16 protein-coding genes and 1 pseudogene are annotated in these 16,751 nt (G+C 68.7%); 11 read left to right on the forward strand and 6 right to left on the reverse strand.

All coding sequences use genetic code 11. The annotated features are described in order from the left end of the window. The first annotated feature begins 168 nt into the window (after positions 1-168). From CTP10_RS26445 to CTP10_RS26480, 8 genes are all read left to right on the forward strand, one after another. Positions 169-999, forward strand: a complete 831-nt coding sequence (locus tag CTP10_RS26445; RefSeq protein WP_199414667.1) for a transporter substrate-binding domain-containing protein — start codon at positions 169-171, stop codon at positions 997-999. Positions 1,000-1,098: 99 nt separating this feature from the next. Beyond that, the gene (locus tag CTP10_RS26450) at positions 1,099-1,236 is read left to right on the forward strand and encodes a hypothetical protein (protein WP_158577715.1); all 138 of its coding nucleotides are present in this window, start codon (positions 1,099-1,101) and stop codon (positions 1,234-1,236) included. Beyond that, positions 1,233-1,976, forward strand: coding sequence for an amino acid ABC transporter permease (locus CTP10_RS26455; protein ID WP_116321893.1), 744 nt, complete (start codon positions 1,233-1,235; stop codon positions 1,974-1,976). The genes CTP10_RS26450 and CTP10_RS26455 overlap by 4 nt, the downstream gene beginning before the upstream one ends. After that, positions 1,966-2,778, forward strand: coding sequence for an amino acid ABC transporter permease (locus CTP10_RS26460; RefSeq protein ID WP_116321894.1), 813 nt, complete (start codon positions 1,966-1,968; stop codon positions 2,776-2,778). The genes CTP10_RS26455 and CTP10_RS26460 overlap by 11 nt, the downstream gene beginning before the upstream one ends. After that, on the forward strand, positions 2,765-3,637 hold the full coding sequence (locus CTP10_RS26465) for an amino acid ABC transporter ATP-binding protein (RefSeq protein WP_116321895.1): 873 nt from the start codon (positions 2,765-2,767) through the stop codon (positions 3,635-3,637). Before CTP10_RS26460 ends, CTP10_RS26465 begins: the two co-directional genes overlap by 14 nt. Continuing rightward, positions 3,634-4,257 (forward strand): cysteine dioxygenase family protein, encoded by a 624-nt coding sequence (locus tag CTP10_RS26470; protein ID WP_116321896.1) that lies wholly within the window; start codon positions 3,634-3,636, stop codon positions 4,255-4,257. Before CTP10_RS26465 ends, CTP10_RS26470 begins: the two co-directional genes overlap by 4 nt. Beyond that, positions 4,254-5,435, forward strand: a complete 1,182-nt coding sequence (metC, locus tag CTP10_RS26475) for a cystathionine beta-lyase (protein ID WP_116321897.1) — start codon at positions 4,254-4,256, stop codon at positions 5,433-5,435. The genes CTP10_RS26470 and metC overlap by 4 nt, the downstream gene beginning before the upstream one ends. Before the next feature lies 1 nt (position 5,436). Further along, the gene (locus CTP10_RS26480) at positions 5,437-6,228 is read left to right on the forward strand and encodes an FAD/NAD(P)-binding protein (RefSeq protein ID WP_233528283.1); all 792 of its coding nucleotides are present in this window, start codon (positions 5,437-5,439) and stop codon (positions 6,226-6,228) included. Between the two features lie 223 nt (positions 6,229-6,451). Here the strand turns inward: CTP10_RS26480 and CTP10_RS26485 are convergent, their stop codons facing one another. Next, entirely contained in the window at positions 6,452-8,683 is a 2,232-nt protein-coding gene (locus tag CTP10_RS26485) for a rhodanese-like domain-containing protein (protein WP_116321898.1), read from the reverse strand. A gap of 224 nt (positions 8,684-8,907) precedes the next feature. Here CTP10_RS26485 and CTP10_RS26490 point away from each other — a divergent pair, with 224 nt between their 5' ends. Both CTP10_RS26490 and CTP10_RS26495 read left to right on the forward strand, forming a co-directional pair. Next, positions 8,908-9,894: a tripartite tricarboxylate transporter substrate-binding protein gene (locus tag CTP10_RS26490; RefSeq protein ID WP_116321899.1), complete on the forward strand. Its 987-nt coding sequence runs from the start codon at positions 8,908-8,910 to the stop codon at positions 9,892-9,894. Between the two features lie 17 nt (positions 9,895-9,911). Beyond that, positions 9,912-11,558, forward strand: a complete 1,647-nt coding sequence (locus tag CTP10_RS26495) for a rhodanese-like domain-containing protein (protein WP_442875147.1) — start codon at positions 9,912-9,914, stop codon at positions 11,556-11,558. Between the two features lie 235 nt (positions 11,559-11,793). Here CTP10_RS26495 and CTP10_RS26500 read toward each other — a convergent pair. The 3 genes and pseudogenes from CTP10_RS26500 to CTP10_RS26510 all read right to left on the reverse strand — a co-directional run. Beyond that, a pseudogene (locus CTP10_RS26500) lies at positions 11,794-12,631 on the reverse strand (NrtA/SsuA/CpmA family ABC transporter substrate-binding protein); the annotation flags it as partial. A 99-nt stretch (positions 12,632-12,730) separates the two neighbouring features. Further along, entirely contained in the window at positions 12,731-12,871 is a 141-nt protein-coding gene (locus tag CTP10_RS26505) for a hypothetical protein (protein WP_158577716.1), read from the reverse strand. Then, on the reverse strand, positions 12,868-14,178 hold the full coding sequence (locus CTP10_RS26510; RefSeq protein ID WP_116321900.1) for an MFS transporter: 1,311 nt from the start codon (positions 14,176-14,178) through the stop codon (positions 12,868-12,870). The genes CTP10_RS26505 and CTP10_RS26510 overlap by 4 nt, the downstream gene beginning before the upstream one ends. 187 nt (positions 14,179-14,365) lie before the next feature. On the opposite strand from CTP10_RS26510, the gene CTP10_RS26515 reads away from it, so the two are divergent. Next, complete coding sequence (locus tag CTP10_RS26515; RefSeq protein ID WP_116321901.1) at positions 14,366-15,307, forward strand: LysR substrate-binding domain-containing protein; 942 nt, start codon at positions 14,366-14,368, stop codon at positions 15,305-15,307. Here the strand turns inward: CTP10_RS26515 and CTP10_RS26520 are convergent. Further along, positions 15,276-15,578, reverse strand: a complete 303-nt coding sequence (locus CTP10_RS26520) for a DUF2917 domain-containing protein (RefSeq protein ID WP_116321902.1) — start codon at positions 15,576-15,578, stop codon at positions 15,276-15,278. The genes CTP10_RS26515 and CTP10_RS26520 overlap by 32 nt on opposite strands. A gap of 112 nt (positions 15,579-15,690) precedes the next feature. Next, positions 15,691-16,725: a porin gene (locus tag CTP10_RS26525; RefSeq protein ID WP_116321903.1), complete on the reverse strand. Its 1,035-nt coding sequence runs from the start codon at positions 16,723-16,725 to the stop codon at positions 15,691-15,693. Positions 16,726-16,751: the final 26 nt, after the last annotated feature.

A 16,751-nucleotide genomic window follows, 5' to 3' on the forward strand; every position in this document is an offset into this window, starting at 1 on the left:
ACTCTGTAACGTCAATCCCCGCTCCCACGTCACTGCCGCCCTTTTTCGCGCAAGCGCATGTCGTGCACGCGCCCGGCCGGCACGCTGTATATCCATATCCGAAAGCCTTCTTTGTTCACCGCGGCACCGGGCGATAGCATCGTCCCCTCATTGTTCCTATGACCAGACATGCCCGCGCTCCCGCTCCTTCGCATCGCCGCTGCTGCGGCCCTGTCCTGCCTCACCCTGAACGCCGCCTGGGCGGATGCCACGCTGGACCGCGTCAAGCAGCGCGGCAAAGTCTCCATCGGCGTGCTCGTCGGCGGCAGCCTGTTCGGCTCGATCGATCCCGTCACGCAGCAGCCCGTCGGCTGGAATCCCGATCTGGCGCGCGACCTGGCAAAGCGCCTGGGCGTGGAAGCCGAACTGGTTCCCGTGCAGCCTTCCAATCGCGTGCAGTTTCTGCAGCAGGGCAAGGTTGACCTGCTGATTGCGTCGATGGAATACAACCCCGAGCGCGGCGAGCTGCTCGGCTATGCGCCAACGCCGTTTTACCGCGTCGGCGGCACGGCTGCCGTGCTCAAGCGCAGCGGCATCGCCAGGTGGGAGGATCTGCGCGGCAAGACCGTCTGCGCCTCGCAGGGCAGCAGCTTCGTCAAGCCCTTGCAGGAACAGTACGGTGCGCAGGTGCGTGGCTTCAAGACCTCCGCCGAATCGTTGCTGGCACTGCGCGGCGGCCAGTGCGTCGCCGCGGTTCACGACGCGACATTGATTCACCCGCTGGTTCGCAGCAACCCTGACTGGGCCGACTATGCCGCGCCGATTTCCACCGAGATCCTGCCGGCGCCCTCCGTGGTCTGGACCCGCAAGGGCGAGACGGACACCATCGCCGCGGTGGACAAGATCGTCCAGGAATGGCACCGCTCGGGCTGGCTGATCGCCACGGAAAAGCGGCTCGGCATCACGCCGCCGCAGCCGCTGCTGCCCGAACTGCAAGCGCGCTTCAAGAACGCGTCCTGAGCCGGTCGCTCCGCACCTGCAGTACCTCCGCCTGAAGCAGGCATTCGGCCCGCTCAACCCCGGCAAGGGCCTGCCAGGCACCGTTACCGAGATTTCTCCATGAGCGTTCTCCTGCTCGAGCGCGCCCACCGGGTGCGCCTCTCGCCGATCGTCCGCGCCAGCCAGCGTGCCACCGCACTGGCCGGCCACGGGCGCGACATCCTGGCCCTGACCGCCGGCGAGGAGGGGGTGGCATGACCGATTTCCTGGCCCCCGTGGTCGCGGCGCTCAAGCCGCTGGGGCTGAACTATGCCTTCGTCCTCGATGCCGGCGAACGTTCGGCGTTCCTGCGTGGCCTGGTCGTGACGCTGGAGCTGTGCCTGCTGACCATCCCATGCAGCCTCGCCGCCGGCATCGTGCTGGCGGCGATGCTCACGTCGGGCCGGCGCGCGCTTGCCGCGCCGGCCCGCGCCTTTGTCGAGCTCACGCGCAACACGCCCACGCTCGTGCAGCTCTACTGCGCGTTCCTGGTGCTGAACATGCTCATCACCCAGCAGCTCGCCAGCCGCGGCACCGGCAATCCGCTGACGCCCTTCATCTGGGTGGTGATCGTGGTCTCGCTGCACAAGGCGGTGTTCCATGCCGAGGCGCTGCGCGCCGGTATCGAGGCGGTGCCGCGCATCACGCTGGAAGCGGCGCGCTCGCTGGCCTTTTCGCGGCGCCAGCTGCTGCTCCAGGTTGAACTGCCGCTCGCGGTGCGCTTTGCGTTGCCGGCGCTCATCAACAACGTGGTGGACCTCGTCAAGATGACTGCGGTCGCCTCGGCCATCGCGGTCGGCGACGTGACCTATGAATCCATCATGATCTGGACGCAGCGCGACAACGTGCTGGAACTGCTGTTGCTGATCCTGGCCTGGTTCGGCCTGCTGACCTGGCTGGTCAGCCGGGCCGGCCGCTGGCTGGAAAATCACCTGAGGATGCCCGGCTATGGCCAGTGATTCGATGCTCCCGTCCGCCTTCGGCCGCCCCGCGTTGCCGGCGCGCGCGCTGCGCGACCCATGGGTGCTGGCCCTCGCCGCGCTGGCGGCGCTGCTGCTGTTCTGGAGCGTTACCGGCAGCACGCCGGCCGCGGTGCGCAGCCTCTGGACCTGGACCCCCGCGCTGCTGCGCGGGCTGCTGGCCAACATCGAGATCAGCGTGTTCGCCATGGGGCTCGGCACCGTCGTCGGCCTGGTGATCGGCGCGCTGTCGTTGTCGTCGCACGCGGCGCTACGCGTGTTCACGCGGACCTGGGTGCAGGCGTTCCGCAACGCCCCGGTGCTGGTACTGGTCTATTTCACCACCTACGTGTTCCCCTTCGAGTTGCACCTGGTGCACTGGACGTTTCCGTTTCCGGACTGGGTCAAGGTCGTGCTGGGCCTTGCGTTGCCGGCAAGCGCCAACGTTGCCGAGATCTTCCGCGGCGCGATCCAGTCGATTCCGAGCGCGCAGTGGGAGGCGGCGCAGTCCCTCGCCTTGCGACGCCGCCAGATCTTCCGCCTGGTCGTGCTGCCCCAGTGCCTGCGGCGCATGCTGCCACCGTGGATGAACCTGTACGCCAGCATCACCATGAGCACGTCGCTGGCGTCGCTGGTCGGCGTTCATGACGTGGTCGACACCGCGCAGGTTGCCAGCAATACCGTGGCGCGCACCGACTTCACGATCCTCGTCTACTTCACGCTGCTGGTCCTGTTTTTCGCTTACTGCTACCCGATTGCGCGCGCGACCCGCGCGCTGGAACGCCGCCATGAACGCCACTGAGTCCTTCCTGCGCCGGGACACCGGCAGCCATTCCACATCGCCACTGGTGCAGCTGCGCGACGTCCACCTGAGCTTCGGCGCGAACGCGGTGCTCAATGGCATCGATGTCGACGTGCGCCGCGGCGAAGCCGTCACCATCATCGGTCCGTCCGGTTCGGGCAAGAGCACCATCCTGCGCTGCATCACCGGGCTGCTGCGGCCGCAACGCGGGCAGATCCGCGTGGGCGACACCGCCGTCGAGACCTTGCGCGGCGAGGACGAATTCATTGCGTTGCGCAAGCGGGTGGGGTTCGTGTTCCAGCAGTACAACCTGTTTCCGCACCTGACGGTGCTGGAGAACCTGGTGCTCGCCCCGACCCGCGTGATCGGCCGCCCGCGCGCCGAGGCCGAGCGCGAGGCGCAATCGCTGCTCGCCAGGGTGCGGCTGTCGGAGAAAGCCGGTGCTTACCCGGGCGAGTTGTCCGGTGGCCAGCAACAGCGCGTTGCGATTGCGCGCGCGCTGGCGATGCAGCCCGAGCTGATCCTGTTCGACGAGGTGACCTCCGCGCTCGATCCCGAGACCGTCGGCGAAGTGCTGACCGTGATCCGCGAGCTGGTGGAGGACGGCATGACCTGCGTACTGGTGACGCATGAAATGCGCTTCGCGGCCGAGATCAGCGACCAGATCTACTTTACCGAGGCCGGCCGGATCGTCGAGCACGGCCCGCCGGCGCAGATCTTCGGCAAGCCGCAGCACGAACGCACGCGCGCGTTCCTGCGCCGCGCGCTGGGCGCGATCCCGCGCCTGCCGGCCGAATTCGATGCCGCGTTCGCGCCGGCGCCTTCCTTCTTTCCTGCTGACGGAGTCTCCGCACCATGAGCCATTCTTCTCCCGCCGAACGCCAGGCGGCCCGCCGCAAGGCAGTGGCCGCCGCACTGACCGACATCCGGCGCCTGGCCGCGGGCCAGCCTGACCGCGACGCGCTCGACGCAGTGGCCGCGCGCCTGCAGGCGCTGGCGGCGCAGCGCGAACTGTTCACCCGCGAGGACTTTCCGCCACCGGCGGATACGGCCAGCGGCGCTTCGACGCGCTACCGGCTGAATCCCGATGATGGCGACGACGCGGCCGCGCTGTACCTGAACTCGATCAATCCGGGCAAGACGACCATCCCTCACAACCACGATACCTGGGCCGTGATCGTCGCGGTGGAAGGCCGCGAGTTCAACCGGGTCTACCGCCGCACCGACGACCGCAGCGACCCGGCTTTCGCGCAGCTTGAAGTGGCGCGCGAGCTGACGGTCGAGCCGGGCACGCCAATCGCCTTCCTGCCTGACGACATCCACAGCATCCACGTGGTCGGCGAGGCGCCGACGCTGCATTTCCACTGCTATGGCCGACCGCTCGAAACGCTGACGGGCCGCTATGGCGTGCGCCCGGAGAGCGGCGAGATAGTCAACTACAACGCCACGCAGATGCAACCGAGCAAGGTGTCGGCATGAGCGGCGCAGGCAGGCATACGCAGTTGCTGCATGCGGGGGCGGCGACGCTGCGCGACGGCGCGGGGCCGGTCAATGTGCCGGTGGTGAGGACCAGCACGGTACGCTTCGCCAGCCAGCAGGCACTGGAGTCGCGCCAGCACCGCCGCGCCGCCGGCGAACGCGTCGCTTCCTACGGCCGCCACGGGCTGGATACGCACGAGGCACTGGAGGACGCGCTGACCACGCTCGAAGGCGGCCATCGCGCATTCCTGGCGCCGTCGGGGCTGTCGGCGATCACGCTGGTGCTGCTGGCCCTGCTCGGTCCCGGCGACCATGCACTGGTATCCGACAGCGTCTATGCGCCGGTGCGGCGCGTCGACAAGACGCTGCTGCGGCGGCTGGGCATCACCATCGAATACTTTTCGCCAGCGCATGACGACCTCGCCGCGCTGATCCGGCCCGAGACCAGGCTCGTCTACCTGGAATCGCCAAGCTCGCTGTTGTTCGAGGTGCTGGACCTGCCAAGGCTGGCGGCGGTGGCGCGCGAACGCGGCGTGCCGGTGGCCGTGGACAACACCTGGAGCGGCGGCTGGTTCCTGCAGCCCCTGCGCCTCGGCGCCAATATCTCGATCCAGGCCGCGACCAAATATATTGCCGGGCATTCCGACGTGATGCAGGGCGCGGTCATCGTGGACAACCCCGCGCTGGCGGAGCGCATCGCCGCCACGCACGAGGCCCTGGGCCTCGCCATCGGCGCCGATGATGCCTACCTGTCGCTGCGCGGTCTGCGCACGCTGCCGCTGCGCCTGGCCCAGCACCAACGCAATGCCACCGAGGTCGCGCAATGGCTGCAGCGCCACCCACAGGTGGGCCGCGTGTTCTACCCGGCGCTGCCGGACGACCCTGGCCACGCGCTGTGGCTGCGCGACTTCAGCGGCGCCAGCGGGCTGGTGTCGTTCGCATTCCGCGATGGAGGTGCCAGCGCGGCCAGCGAATTTGTCGATGCGTTGCGGTGGTTCTCGATCGGCGCTTCCTGGGGCGGCTACGAAAGCCTCGCGCTGGTCGCCCCGCCGGAACGGCTGCGCGAGCACCGCACGTGGCAGGGCAATACGCCAGTGGTGCGGCTGCACGTCGGGCTCGAAGACACACAAGACCTGCTGGCCGATCTCGACCAGGCCTTCCACCGTACCCTGACCTGATATGAGCGATCCGGATCAACTCGCCCGCGAAGCGCTGCGCCTGCTCGGGCCGGCGCCAGAAAACTGGGTACCACCACGCGACAGCTTCGACCACAACGTACTGATCGTCGGCGGCGGCCAGGGCGGCAGCGCCTTTGCGTATGCCCTGCGCCGCGCCGGCATCGGCGGCGTGTCGGTGATCGACGCCGCGCCCGACGCCACGCAAGCCGGCGTCTGGCTGACGCGGGCGCGCATGCACAAGCTGCGCACGGTCAAGAACCTGGTTGGCCCCGAACTGGGCGTCACCGCGCTGGGCTTCCAGGCCTGGTACGAGGCCCGCCATGGCAGCGAGGCTTACGCAGCGCTGGACCGCATCCCGCGCACCGACTGGGCCGCCTATCTCGACTGGTTCCGCCGCTTCCTCGATATCGAGGTCCGCTACGGCACCCAGCTTACGGAGATCGCGCCGCACGAAGGCGCTGCTGTCCCAGGGCTTGCGGTGCAGCTCGTCGTGAACGGTCAGGCGCGCACGGAAACCACGCGCAAGCTCGCGCTGGCGCGATCGCTACACGCCGCCCACCGGCGAGTGCGACGACGCACTGGGGGCATCGCCTTATCTCGGCGATGGCCTGCAGTACAACGAGAAGGTCCCGGGCACCGCCCCGTGGCTGGGTGCGATCCACGTCTACAACCCGGCCGGCTATGCCACCGTCGGCGTACCCCTGGGCGACCTGCCGAGCATGCGGCGCGACATCCCGGCCGCGGTGCGGCGCATCGGCGAGGACCTGTTCCTGGCCGACCTCGACCTGCATGAGGCCCGGGCCCGCGCCGACGTGGAGCCGGACTTCAGTCCCGAGTTGTATGCGGGAGCAGTCTGGCGCGGGTGAGTGGGGTGCGGCCGGGGCATGCCAACAGTGCCTGCCCCGGCGGCTACGCGCTATGGCTTGCCGCCGTACTGCTGCTGAAGCTGCACCAGCAGCGGCGAGCGCGGCACCAGGTCGAGACGGGCCTCCAGCCCGAGCAGCCAGACGCCCATCTCAGTGCGCCAGGAGCCGGATGCCGATGTCCCCTTCGCGCTCAAGCTGCGCAACCAGTCCGATCTCCCAGTCCAGGTAGGCCCGGAATCCTGCATCGCGCAGCGCTTCGTCGGCGTGGTGGTACGGGCTGTACCAGTAATCCTCCTCGCCGGTCAGCACGCCCTGCGCGCCGCTGCCGGTGGGCAGCCCCGCCGCCGTCCATGCTTGCGTGCCTCCGGCCAGGTAGCGCACGTCACGGCCGCTGCGCGCCGCCAGTTCCGCCGCCACAATGCGCGCCAGCACACCGTCCGATGACGTGACCAGCAACGTTTCGGCGGCGGGAATCCCGGCAATCAGCGCCTCTAGCCGGTCCGGCACCGCGAACTGCGCGCCGGCAACATGGCGCTTCTCGTAGGCGGCGCGCCGCTCGACGTCGAAGACGCGTGCCCCGCCTGCCTGCAACAGCGCATCGGCCTGCTGCGCCGACACCGGCTGCGCCGCGTGCCGCGACGTCAGCACGCGAAGCGGCTCCGCGCCGGTGTCGACCGCGGCGTCGGGCGACGGGGCATACACGAACACCTCGTGCGCGCCCAGTTGCGCCAGCCACGCACCGGTGGTCAGCGCCCGCACGCCGTCCCAGTCGGCGAGCACGATCCGCGCATGGCGCGTTGCCGCGTATTCGTCCGTGGCTTGCACCAGTTGCCCGCCAGGCGCCCAGCGCCAGCCCGGCAGGTGGCCGGCCTCATATTCGGCGCGCGTGCGCACATCGAAACGATACAAGGTGTGCTGTCCGGCTTCTCGCTCCAGCCGCGCCAGGCCGGCGGCATCGAGACGGCGTACACCGGCGCGCGAGGCGACAGCCTCGGCACGGCCACGGGCGGCTTCACGTGCCGCCTCCGCCGGTTCGGGCAGCGGTGTATGGCGACCGTGGGCCAGCGTGCGGCCATCCAGCAGCCAGGCCATGGTGCCGTCCTTGAGCGAGACCACCGGGTTGGGCACCCCCGCGTCGATCAGCGTCTGTGCGCCGACGATGCTGCGGGTGCGGCCCGCGCAGTTGACCACGACCAGCGTTTCCGGCCGCGGCGCCAGCTCGCCAATGCGGTAGACCAGTTCCGCGCCGGGCAGGCTGTGCGCGAAGGGCAGGCTGAAGTCGGCAAACTCCTCGGTGGTGCGGCTATCCACCACCACCAGGTCGTCGCCGCGCTCGATGCGTTGCTGCAGTTCGTCGGCGCTGATCCAGGGCGTGTGCTTCTGGTGCTCGATGACTTCGCCGAAAGCCTTGCTGGGGACGTTGCTGCCGGAGAACACCTCGAACCCCGCCGTCGCCCATGCCTGCGTGCCGCCGGTCAGCACCGACACGTTGCGCCAGCCCAGCCGCAGCAGCTTGGCGGCCCCCTGGTGCGCCAGGCGATCGCCGCCATCGTCGCCATCGTCGCCATCAGTCAGGACGATGCGCGTATCGCGGCGCGGCACCAGCCGGTCGATCAACAGTTCCAGCCGCCACAGCGGTGCCGAAGCCGCAAGCAACAGGTGCCCGCGCACAAAGACACCGGTCTCGCGCACGTCCAGCAGCGCGATCTCGTCGCCATCCGCCAGCGCCGCCTTCAGCGCGACCGCGTCGATGGCGGCATGGGCGATATGCCTGGGCGGCCCGAAGTGCCGATAGCTGCCGCCCGCGGCGCTTTCAAACACCACGCGCCCGCTCAGGCGGTCGAGCGCCAGGCCATAGAAATGCAGGTGCAGGCCGGGCTCATTGCCGATCAGCTCGATGGTATGGACGTCGTCGGGCAACAGCGTCACGGAGCTGCCGCTCGCGACATCGCTGCGACCGGTCTCGGTCAGGCGGTCGCGTACGGGGTCGTCGGTGGCTTCCCGGCGATAGAAGACATTGCGCTCATTGCCGGTGATGCCGGCAATGATGGCCCACGTGGTGTGGTCATGCGGCGGCTGTGCCTTGCCCGGCAGCCCGGCGGAGACGTACAGCGCATAGCGGCCATCGAGATCCTCCGAGAGGCGATAGACCTGCGCGGGATTGTCGGCCGAGACAGGAAAGTGCGCCGCCGGGAACAAGTCGCGTTGCGCGCCCAGCCGCTCCAGCGCTCGCGCCACGGTCTGCAGCGTCTCGCGGCCAGGATGCGGGGCAGGCTCCAGCAACTGTCTTGCCTCGGCGATGAAGGCGGCCACGGCCGCGTGGCGCCGGCTGGCAACGTCGCTGCCCGGCACCGCTGATGGGGAAAGGTTCTGTTGGGTCATGCGCCGACTTTAACGCCGCCATGAAGCGGTGCAAAAGAAGGCTTTCGAGTATCAACATGCTGCCCGCGTCCATCGCCGCCCGTCGCGGCCAGCGGCATGCCGCATATCCATAGGCTCAAACATTCGTTGGTGCGGGCCGGCCGGATTCGTAAGCTTGATGGTCCTGTCAGGCCTTCGCACTTCCGTGCCCACAACGGCCTGCAGGCTCCCTTCCAGGTCTTGCCATGCTCCGCCGCAACTTTCTCCGCGCTCTCCTTGCTCTTTCGCCAGCGATGCTGGCCGCCCCGCCGCTTCCGGCGACTGCCGCCGACGCGGCGTTTCCCACGCGCCCTGTGCGCATCGTGGTGCCGGTCGCACCCGGCGGCAGCGCTGACAAGCTGGCGCGCACGCTTGCCACCCGGCTCAGCGAGCTGTGGCAGCAACCGGTGATGGTGGACAACGTGGTCGGCGCCAGCGGCACCATCGGCGCGGCGCAGGTCGCGAAGGCCAGGCCGGACGGCCACGTGCTGCTGCTTGGCGGCGAAGGCGTGACGCTTAACGCCTCGCTGTTCAAGAACCTGCCGTATGACACCAGCCATGCCTTCCGCGGCGTCACCAAGGCCGTGGTGAACCCGCAGGTGCTGGTCGTCAGGCCGGACCTGGGGGTACGAAGCTTCCAGGATTACCTGGCCCTGGCCCGCCGCAAGCCGGGAGAACTGGCGCTGGGGCTGCCCGGCAATGGCGGCATCGCGCACGTCGCCCATGAAATGTTGTCGCGCCAGCTTGGCTTCAAGGTCAACTACATTCCTTATCCCGGAGGAGCGCCGGCTACGGTGGACCTGCTCGGCGGCCATATCGACGCCACGCTGATCACACTGGCCGCGGTGACCGACTATGTACGGGCAGGCAAGCTCACGGCGCTGGCGGTCACCACGCCGTATCGCTCCAGGGCACTCCCGCAGGTACCCACGCTGGCCGAGGCCGGCGCCGCGGGATTCTCCGTGGAGAGCTGGCAAGGACTGCTTGCCCCCGCTGCGACCCCGGCCGCCGTGGTTGACCGTATCAGCCGCGATGTGGCGGCGGTGCTGCAAGCACCCGCCACGCGCAGCCAGCTGGAGGATGCGGGCTATGTCGTGGTTGCCTCGTCGGCGCAGGAGCTGGATGCCACGCTGTCGCGCGACCTGCCCCGCTACGCCTCCGTGATTGCCTCATCCGGCATCGCCTTGCGCTGACAGCCGCCATCACAACAATGACCGACATGACCCATACCATCGACGCCGCCACGCTGCGCAACTGGCTGAATGATGGCCAGTCGTTGGCCCTGTTCGACGTGCGCGAGCATGGCCAGTACGGCGAAGGCCATCCCTTCTTTGCCGTCCCCCTGCCCTACAGCCGCCTGGAACTGGAGGTTGGCCGCCTGGCGCCGCGCCACGCGGAGCGTATCGTCTTGCTCGACGACGGTGCCAGCGACGTGGCAGCGCGCGCTGCGCGCCGGCTTGCGCAACTTGGCTACGCTGACGTGACGTTGCTGGCCGGCGGTGCGCCTGCCTGGGCGGCCGCCGGATACACCTTGTTCAAAGGCGTGAACGTGCCTTCCAAGACGTTTGGCGAACTGGTCGAGCATATCCAGCACACGCCGCGTCTGAGCGCCGATGCATTTGCCGCGCGCCGGGCCGCCGGTGAGCCGTTCGTGCTCGTGGACGGCCGCACCGGGGAAGAACACCGCAAGATGACCATCCCCGGCGCACTGGGGTGTCCCAACGGAGAACTGGCGCTGCGCCTGCCGGCTCTGCTGACCAATCCGAATACGCCAGTTGTCGTGCATTGTGCGGGGCGCACGCGCAGCATCATTGGCGCCCAGACGGTGTTGAACCTCGGCTTGCCCAACCCGGTGCTCGCGCTGGAGAACGGCACGCAGGGCTGGTATCTGGCAGGCCATGCGCTGGAACACGGCAGCGAGCGCTCCGCCGACGCCGTACCCACCACGCCCCTTCTGCAGGTTGCCCGCGATCGATCCGCCACGCTGCTGCGGCGCTTCGGCCTGCCGTCCCTGTCTACGGCACAGGCGCAGCAATGGCTCGATGACGCGCACCGCACCACCTACCTCTTCGATATCCGCACCGCGGAGGAATTCGCCCGGCACTCGATCGAAGGCGCCATCCACGCACCCGGCGGGCAACTGGTCCAGGCCACGGACCGCTATATCGGCGTGCGCGGCAGCCGTGTCATCGTGTTCGACGATGACGGTGTGCGCGCACCTGTGATCGCCAGCTGGCTGCACCAGCTGGGCTATGAGAGCGCCGTCCTTGCCGATGGCCTGGATGCGGCGGTCAAGGTGCGGGCGTGGCCGCAGCCGGACCTCGGCGGGGGCCCGCGTGTACTCGACGCCGGGCAACTGCGCAAACTGCACGGTGAAGCCGCAGCACTGGCGATCATCGATCTGCGCGAAAGCGCCGCGTTCGATCAGGGCCACGCGCAAGGCTCGGTATGGTCGATCCGGCCGCGCCTGCTGCAAGCGCTGCAGTCACTACGCACGACGCCGGAGGATCCCGTGGTATTGCTCGCGAGCGAGCCCGATGTGGCTGCCCTCGCCTGGAAAGACCTGGTGGACGCGGGCTACGGCAATGTCTTCCGCACCGACGAAGGCTATCAAACGTGGCTGTCGGCCGGGCTGGCGCCAGCCGTGGATGCCGAGCCGTTGCCCCCGGCTACGCGCATCGATTACCTGTTCTTCGTGCATGACCGCCACGAAGGCAACCAGGACGCGGCCAGGGCGTACCTGGCCTGGGAGACCGGGCTGATCGCCCAGTGCGAGGAAGATGAACTACAGGTGTTCCGCATTCCGGCGGATACGCGTAGCTCGCCGCCCGAGGCGGGCGCGACAAGGAGCGCATAGCACAGTCAGGACGCGCCGCTCCGTCCACGTTGCTCCGCAAGGGCCAGCCGCCCGCCCCCGCCACCTTGCCCTGCGGGGGCGGGGGCGGGGGCGGGGGCGCAGGGCATGCTAGAACAACGCCCCCGTCGGCGGCACGCCGAACGTCTTGCCCTTCCCCGCCAGTTCCAGCACGCGGCGCGAGAACGGTTCATCACGGGTGCCGACGTGCTGCTCGACCGCGAAGAAGTGGGGCGCCTTACACCCGGACCGAGTAGTCGGCGACGTTGATTTTCTTCGGCAGGATGCGGCGTGCCGACAGCCAGTCGGCGGCGCGCTGGAAGTCCGCCAGGAAAGCCTTGTCGTCGGCGTCGTAGAACTTGTTGCAGCGAGACCAGGTGGTCACGTACCGCGTCGCTGTACTTGCCCTCCTTCTGCGCGAACAACTCTGCTTGCGGGCCGTTCTCGTCGAGCCATTTTCCCTCGATCCGATAGGCGTCGATCACCGCGCGCACCAGCGCCGAGTTTTCCGTCGCGAAACGGCGCGCGGTCACCAGCGAGGAATAGTCGATCAGGAAATCGAGGTCGCTGCCCTCGAAGAAGATGGTCTTGGCATCGAACTGCTGGCGTGCGATGTCTACCCCCGGCGAGCACATCGACCAGGCATCCACCTTGCCCTGGCCGAAGGCGGGCGCTGCGTCCGGCGGGTTCAGGTAGACGAACTCCACCCTGGACCGGTCGATGCCGTTCTTCTCCAGCGCCGCCACCAGCAGGAACTCGCCCAGTCCGGAACGGTTGACCGCGACTTTCTTGCCGGCAAGGTCGCGCACCGAGCTGATGCCCGAGCTCTTCTTGACGATGATCGCCGTGCTGCGCGGGCCGTACACATTGAACTGCGCAAAGACCAGCGGCGAACCGGCGATCATGGCCGCCAGGGCCGGCGTGGTGCTGCCCCAGAAGCCAAAGTCCGCGCTGCCGCCCACCACCGCCTGCAGCGACGGGGCATGATTGGGGAACGGGCCGACCCATTCGACCTTGATCCCCTTGGAAGCCAGGTTTTTCTCGAATTCGCCGCGTTCGCGGGCGATCAGCGGCAACCCGCAGGAACGAAGATGTCAGGATATGAATATGCGGTTTCCGGCGAGGCTCGCACCTGGACCGGCCCGGCGCGACTTTTGCCACGCGACCCCCGACCACTAGCGGCACAGCGCCATCAGCTGCACCCACGCCAGCGCATAAGCCGGATCGAGCCACGCCGCCAGTGCCGCCGCGCACACGGCCGCGAGGCCGAGCGCCGACAGCCACGCACCGAGTGCCGGTCCGCAGCGCGGCGTCATGTCCGCGCCGGCGCGAGGCCGGCCCTGACGATCTGCCGGTCGTCGATCGGCCAGTGCAGCGCCGCGGCCAGCACGCCCAGCACCATGGCGCCGAACCAGACCGGCTCGTACGAACCCGTCAGCTCGAACACCAGCCCGCCCAGCCATACGCCGAAGAACGAGCCAAGCTGGTGGCCGAAGAACACAAAGCCGAACAGCGTGGCGAGGTAGCGCACGCCAAACACCTGCGCGAGGATCCCGTTGGTCAGCGGCACGGTGCCGAGCCACAGGAAACCCATCGCGGCGCAGAACAGGTACAAGGTAGGCGTGCCCAGCGGCAGCAGCAGGAACAGCGCCATCGCCGACGTGCGCGCGAGGTAGATGCCGGCGAGCAGGTACTTTTTGCTGTGGCGTCCGCCCAGCAGGCCGAACACGTAGATGCCGGCCACATTGGCCAGCGCGATGATGGCAAGCGCTGCCATGCCGTCGGCCGGACGCATGCCGCGATCCAGCAGATACGCGGGCAGGTGGCTGGCGATGAAAGCCAGCTGGAAGCCGCATGCCAGAAAGCCAAGGTTCAGCAGCCAGAAGCCGGAGTGGCTGAACGCCTCGCGCACGGCGGCCAATAGCGGCAGTTCGCCGGCAGCCGCGCTGGCTGTATTGCCAACGGGCGCCGGCGCCTCGGCGGCCCGATCCTGGAAAGGCAGCGCCAGCGGCAGCACCACGGCCAGCGCGACGGCGAGCATCAGCAGCGTGCCGGCCCATCCCGATGCAACCAGCAGCCCCTGCGTAGCCGGCACCAGCGCGAACTGCGCGATGCCGCCGACGGCGCCGGCCAGGCCCAGCGCGCGGCTGCGCTGCGCGGCGTCGGTCATCCGGCTCAGCGCGCCGTACACCACGCCGAAGGTCGTGCCGGACAGCGCGATGCCGATGCACACGCCTGCCGACCAGACCAGGGCCGGCGACGTGTCCGCCTGCGTCATCCCGTACAGCCCGGCGGCATAGAGCACCAGTCCGCCGGCCATCACCTTCCATGAGCCGTACCGGTCGGCCAGCATGCCGGTGAAGGGCTGCGCCAGTCCCCACGTCAGGTTCTGCACCGCCATCGCAAAGCCGAAGGTCTCGCGGGTCCAGCCGCGCTCGCCGATGATGGGCAGCAGGAACAGCCCCTGCACATGGCGCACGCCCAGCGCCAGGCCCCTCAGCACACCGCCGCCCAGCACCAGCACCCACAGCGTTCGCCACCACGGCGTGGCGGCTTGCTGAGGAGCGATGGCGGCTTGCTGAGGAGCGATGGCGGCGGACGGATGCGGCAGGCGGGTGGTCATGACGGCCCCTTGTCGGACGATGGCGCCGGCAGGCGCGGGATGGCTCTATTGCAGCCGCCCCGGCGCCCTGCTTCAAACGATCATTCTGTCGTCTGGCCATGCGCACGACGCATGGCAAAGACTCAACGGATCGTGCTGTAATGGAGCTTCCCGCGTCTGTCCGCCGTGTTTGCCAGGAGGCCCTCGCATGTCAGTGCCGCTCGTCAGACTGTTCCCGCTCGACCTGCTCAAGGGCTTCGTCGCCGTTGGCCGGCGCATGAGCATCACCCAGGCAGCTGATGACCTGTGCCTGACGCAGTCGGCGGTCAGCCGGCAGATCCACGCGCTGGAAGAGCAGCTGAAGGTGCCGCTGTTCGTGCGCAAGCATCGCGGCGTCGCCTTCACCGCCGAGGGCGAACGCTTGTTCCGCAGTGCCGACAGCGCGCTGCAGCAGTTGCAGGACGTGGTCGCCGAGGTACGCCGCATCGAGGGCCAGCGGCCGGTCACGGTCACCGCCAGCATCGGCGTCACCGGCTTGTGGCTGCTGCCGCGGCTGGGGAGCCTGCAGAAGACGCATCCGCACCTGGATGTGCGCCTGTCCGCCAGCAACCGCATCAGCGACCTGCGCGCCGAGGGCATCGACCTCGCCGTGCGCTATTGCCGCGATGCCGCGGCGCCGCCCGGTGCCGTGCGCCTGTTCGGCGAGCACATCGCCCCGGTCGCCCATCCGTCGCTGGTGCGCGAGGTAGCCAAGGCGGCCGGGCACGACGAGGCGCTGCTGCGCCTGCCGCTGCTGGAATTCGACGATCCCCGCCCGTGGCTGCAGTGGCGCAGCTGGCTGGAGCCAAGCGGCTACCATCAGGCGAGCCAGCGCGGCATGCTGCGCTTCAACCAGTACGACCAGGTCATCCATGCCGCGCTGGCGGGCCAGGGCATCGCACTGGGGCGGCTGGAGCTGGTGCGGCCGCTGATCGATGGCGGCCAGCTGGTGATCGTGCCGACGGCGCTGCAAGCGCCGCCGAGCCCTAACGCGTATTGGCTGGTCCATGCCTCGGACGATCCGCGCGAGGATGTCAGGCGCGTGGCCGAATGGATCTGCCTTGAAGCCGCGCACACCGTCAGGACGCCCGGGCGCTCCCCAGCCACCTGAATCGCCCGAGCCACGACGAACCGGCGCCGCGGGAGCGCGGCGGCGCTTCGATCTGGCACAACGCGGGGCCGGCGCCATGCAGCGCGGCGATGAACACGTCGGCGTCGCGATGCAGCCGGTAGCGCTCGCCGGGCGCGAGCATCACGTCAGGCGACGGCCGCTCCCCCGCTTCGAAGGTCAGCCACAGGCTGCCGCCGCGGCAGACCAGTTCCGCGCCGGCGCGCAGTCGCAGGCGCCGGCATTCCGCTTCCAGGAAAAGAATGCATGACATGAAAGGCTCCGGTTGGCCTTTCCATTGTGCGAAGCGGCGTGCTGGCTTGCCATGAGCATTGTGTCGGCGTGGGATACCCGGACGGCATGCCATGCGCGCCGCCCGCCCACCCTCAAAACCGATGCCGCAACCCCACGCTCACCGACCTGGCATCGTCGCCACTGCCAGGATCGACCGCGATGCTGTTGATGCTGGCGCTGCCGCCCGGGCTGTTATGCACCCACACTGCCCGCATGTACGCCGTGGTGCGCTTGCTCAGGTCATGGTCCCAGCCGATGGTCATGGCCAGCGGCCGTTCCCCGCCGCCCAGGATCTGCCGCTTGATTGCCGCGGCCTTGAAGGTGTCGCGCGGCGTTACCGTCCAGCTGAAGGTCACGCCATAGTGGCGCGCCGAGCGGGTATCGGGACGGTTGCTGCTTGCCGCGCTGAACAGCAGGCCGACCTCCACCGGCCTGAAGCGGTAGGAGCCGCCGACAAAGTGGTTCGACGTCAGCGTCGGCGTGATCGGCAGGTTGGCGCCGGTGTACATGCCCTGGTAGCTGTAGAAGGTATAGGCATTGCCGGCCTCGTAGGTCGCGTTCATGCCGAAGTTCAGTCCCGAGCGCGGCGAGCCCGGCACCTCGCCCGGCGCCACCGCGGCGCCGAAAGCGAAGCCACCCCAGTTGGGCGAGAAGTACTGCACCGCGTTGTCGAAGCGCGCGCCGTAGGCCACATGGCCAGTGCCCTGCGATGCCGTGGCGCTGAGCAGGTTGAACGGCGACACCGCGCCGTTGAGCAGGAACGGGTCGAGCCGCAGCAGCGCATAGAACGATGGCGTGTACTGGCGGCCGAGGCGGAATTCGCCCCAGCCGTCGGACAGTCCCATGTAGGCCTGCCGCCCGAACAGCCGGTTATTGCCAAAGAACTCGGTGCCGTTGTCGATGTTGAAGCCCGACTCGACCAGGAAGTTGGCCTTCAGGCCGCCGCCCAGGTCTTCGATCCCGCGGATGCCCCAGCGCGACGCCGCCTGCTGGCCCTCGCGCATCCGCACCACGCTGTCGGAGCCCCTGGCATATTCGATCGAGGCATCGACCACGCCGAACAGCTGCATCGTGCCCGCTGCCGCATTGCCGCCCGCCAGTGCCGCCCCTGCCATTCCCATTGCCATCCACTGTCTAGCCTTCACGCTGCTTG

The organism is Cupriavidus sp. P-10, from assembly GCF_003402535.2.
In the GTDB taxonomy this organism is placed as follows: Bacteria; Pseudomonadota; Gammaproteobacteria; order Burkholderiales; family Burkholderiaceae; genus Cupriavidus.

Excerpts from the sequence above, each read along its gene's own strand:
- CTP10_RS26455 (WP_116321893.1), top strand. The coding sequence starts at position 1,233 with ATGACCGATTTCCTGGCCCCCGTGGTCGCGGCGCTCAAGCCGCTGGGG.
- CTP10_RS26525 (WP_116321903.1), bottom strand. The coding sequence starts at position 16,725 with ATGGCAATGGGAATGGCAGGGGCGGCACTGGCGGGCGGCAATGCGGCA.
- CTP10_RS26520 (WP_116321902.1), bottom strand. The coding sequence starts at position 15,578 with ATGTCATGCATTCTTTTCCTGGAAGCGGAATGCCGGCGCCTGCGACTG.
- CTP10_RS26495 (WP_442875147.1), top strand. The coding sequence starts at position 9,912 with ATGACCGACATGACCCATACCATCGACGCCGCCACGCTGCGCAACTGG.
- CTP10_RS26505 (WP_158577716.1), bottom strand. The coding sequence starts at position 12,871 with ATGACGCCGCGCTGCGGACCGGCACTCGGTGCGTGGCTGTCGGCGCTC.
- CTP10_RS26460 (WP_116321894.1), top strand. The coding sequence starts at position 1,966 with ATGGCCAGTGATTCGATGCTCCCGTCCGCCTTCGGCCGCCCCGCGTTG.
- CTP10_RS26490 (WP_116321899.1), top strand. The coding sequence starts at position 8,908 with ATGCTCCGCCGCAACTTTCTCCGCGCTCTCCTTGCTCTTTCGCCAGCG.
- CTP10_RS26480 (WP_233528283.1), top strand. The coding sequence starts at position 5,437 with ATGAGCGATCCGGATCAACTCGCCCGCGAAGCGCTGCGCCTGCTCGGG.
- CTP10_RS26510 (WP_116321900.1), bottom strand. The coding sequence starts at position 14,178 with ATGACCACCCGCCTGCCGCATCCGTCCGCCGCCATCGCTCCTCAGCAA.
- CTP10_RS26470 (WP_116321896.1), top strand. The coding sequence starts at position 3,634 with ATGAGCCATTCTTCTCCCGCCGAACGCCAGGCGGCCCGCCGCAAGGCA.
- metC (WP_116321897.1), top strand. The coding sequence starts at position 4,254 with ATGAGCGGCGCAGGCAGGCATACGCAGTTGCTGCATGCGGGGGCGGCG.
- CTP10_RS26485 (WP_116321898.1), bottom strand. The coding sequence starts at position 8,683 with ATGACCCAACAGAACCTTTCCCCATCAGCGGTGCCGGGCAGCGACGTT.
- CTP10_RS26465 (WP_116321895.1), top strand. The coding sequence starts at position 2,765 with ATGAACGCCACTGAGTCCTTCCTGCGCCGGGACACCGGCAGCCATTCC.
- CTP10_RS26445 (WP_199414667.1), top strand. The coding sequence starts at position 169 with ATGCCCGCGCTCCCGCTCCTTCGCATCGCCGCTGCTGCGGCCCTGTCC.
- CTP10_RS26515 (WP_116321901.1), top strand. The coding sequence starts at position 14,366 with ATGTCAGTGCCGCTCGTCAGACTGTTCCCGCTCGACCTGCTCAAGGGC.
- CTP10_RS26450 (WP_158577715.1), top strand. The coding sequence starts at position 1,099 with ATGAGCGTTCTCCTGCTCGAGCGCGCCCACCGGGTGCGCCTCTCGCCG.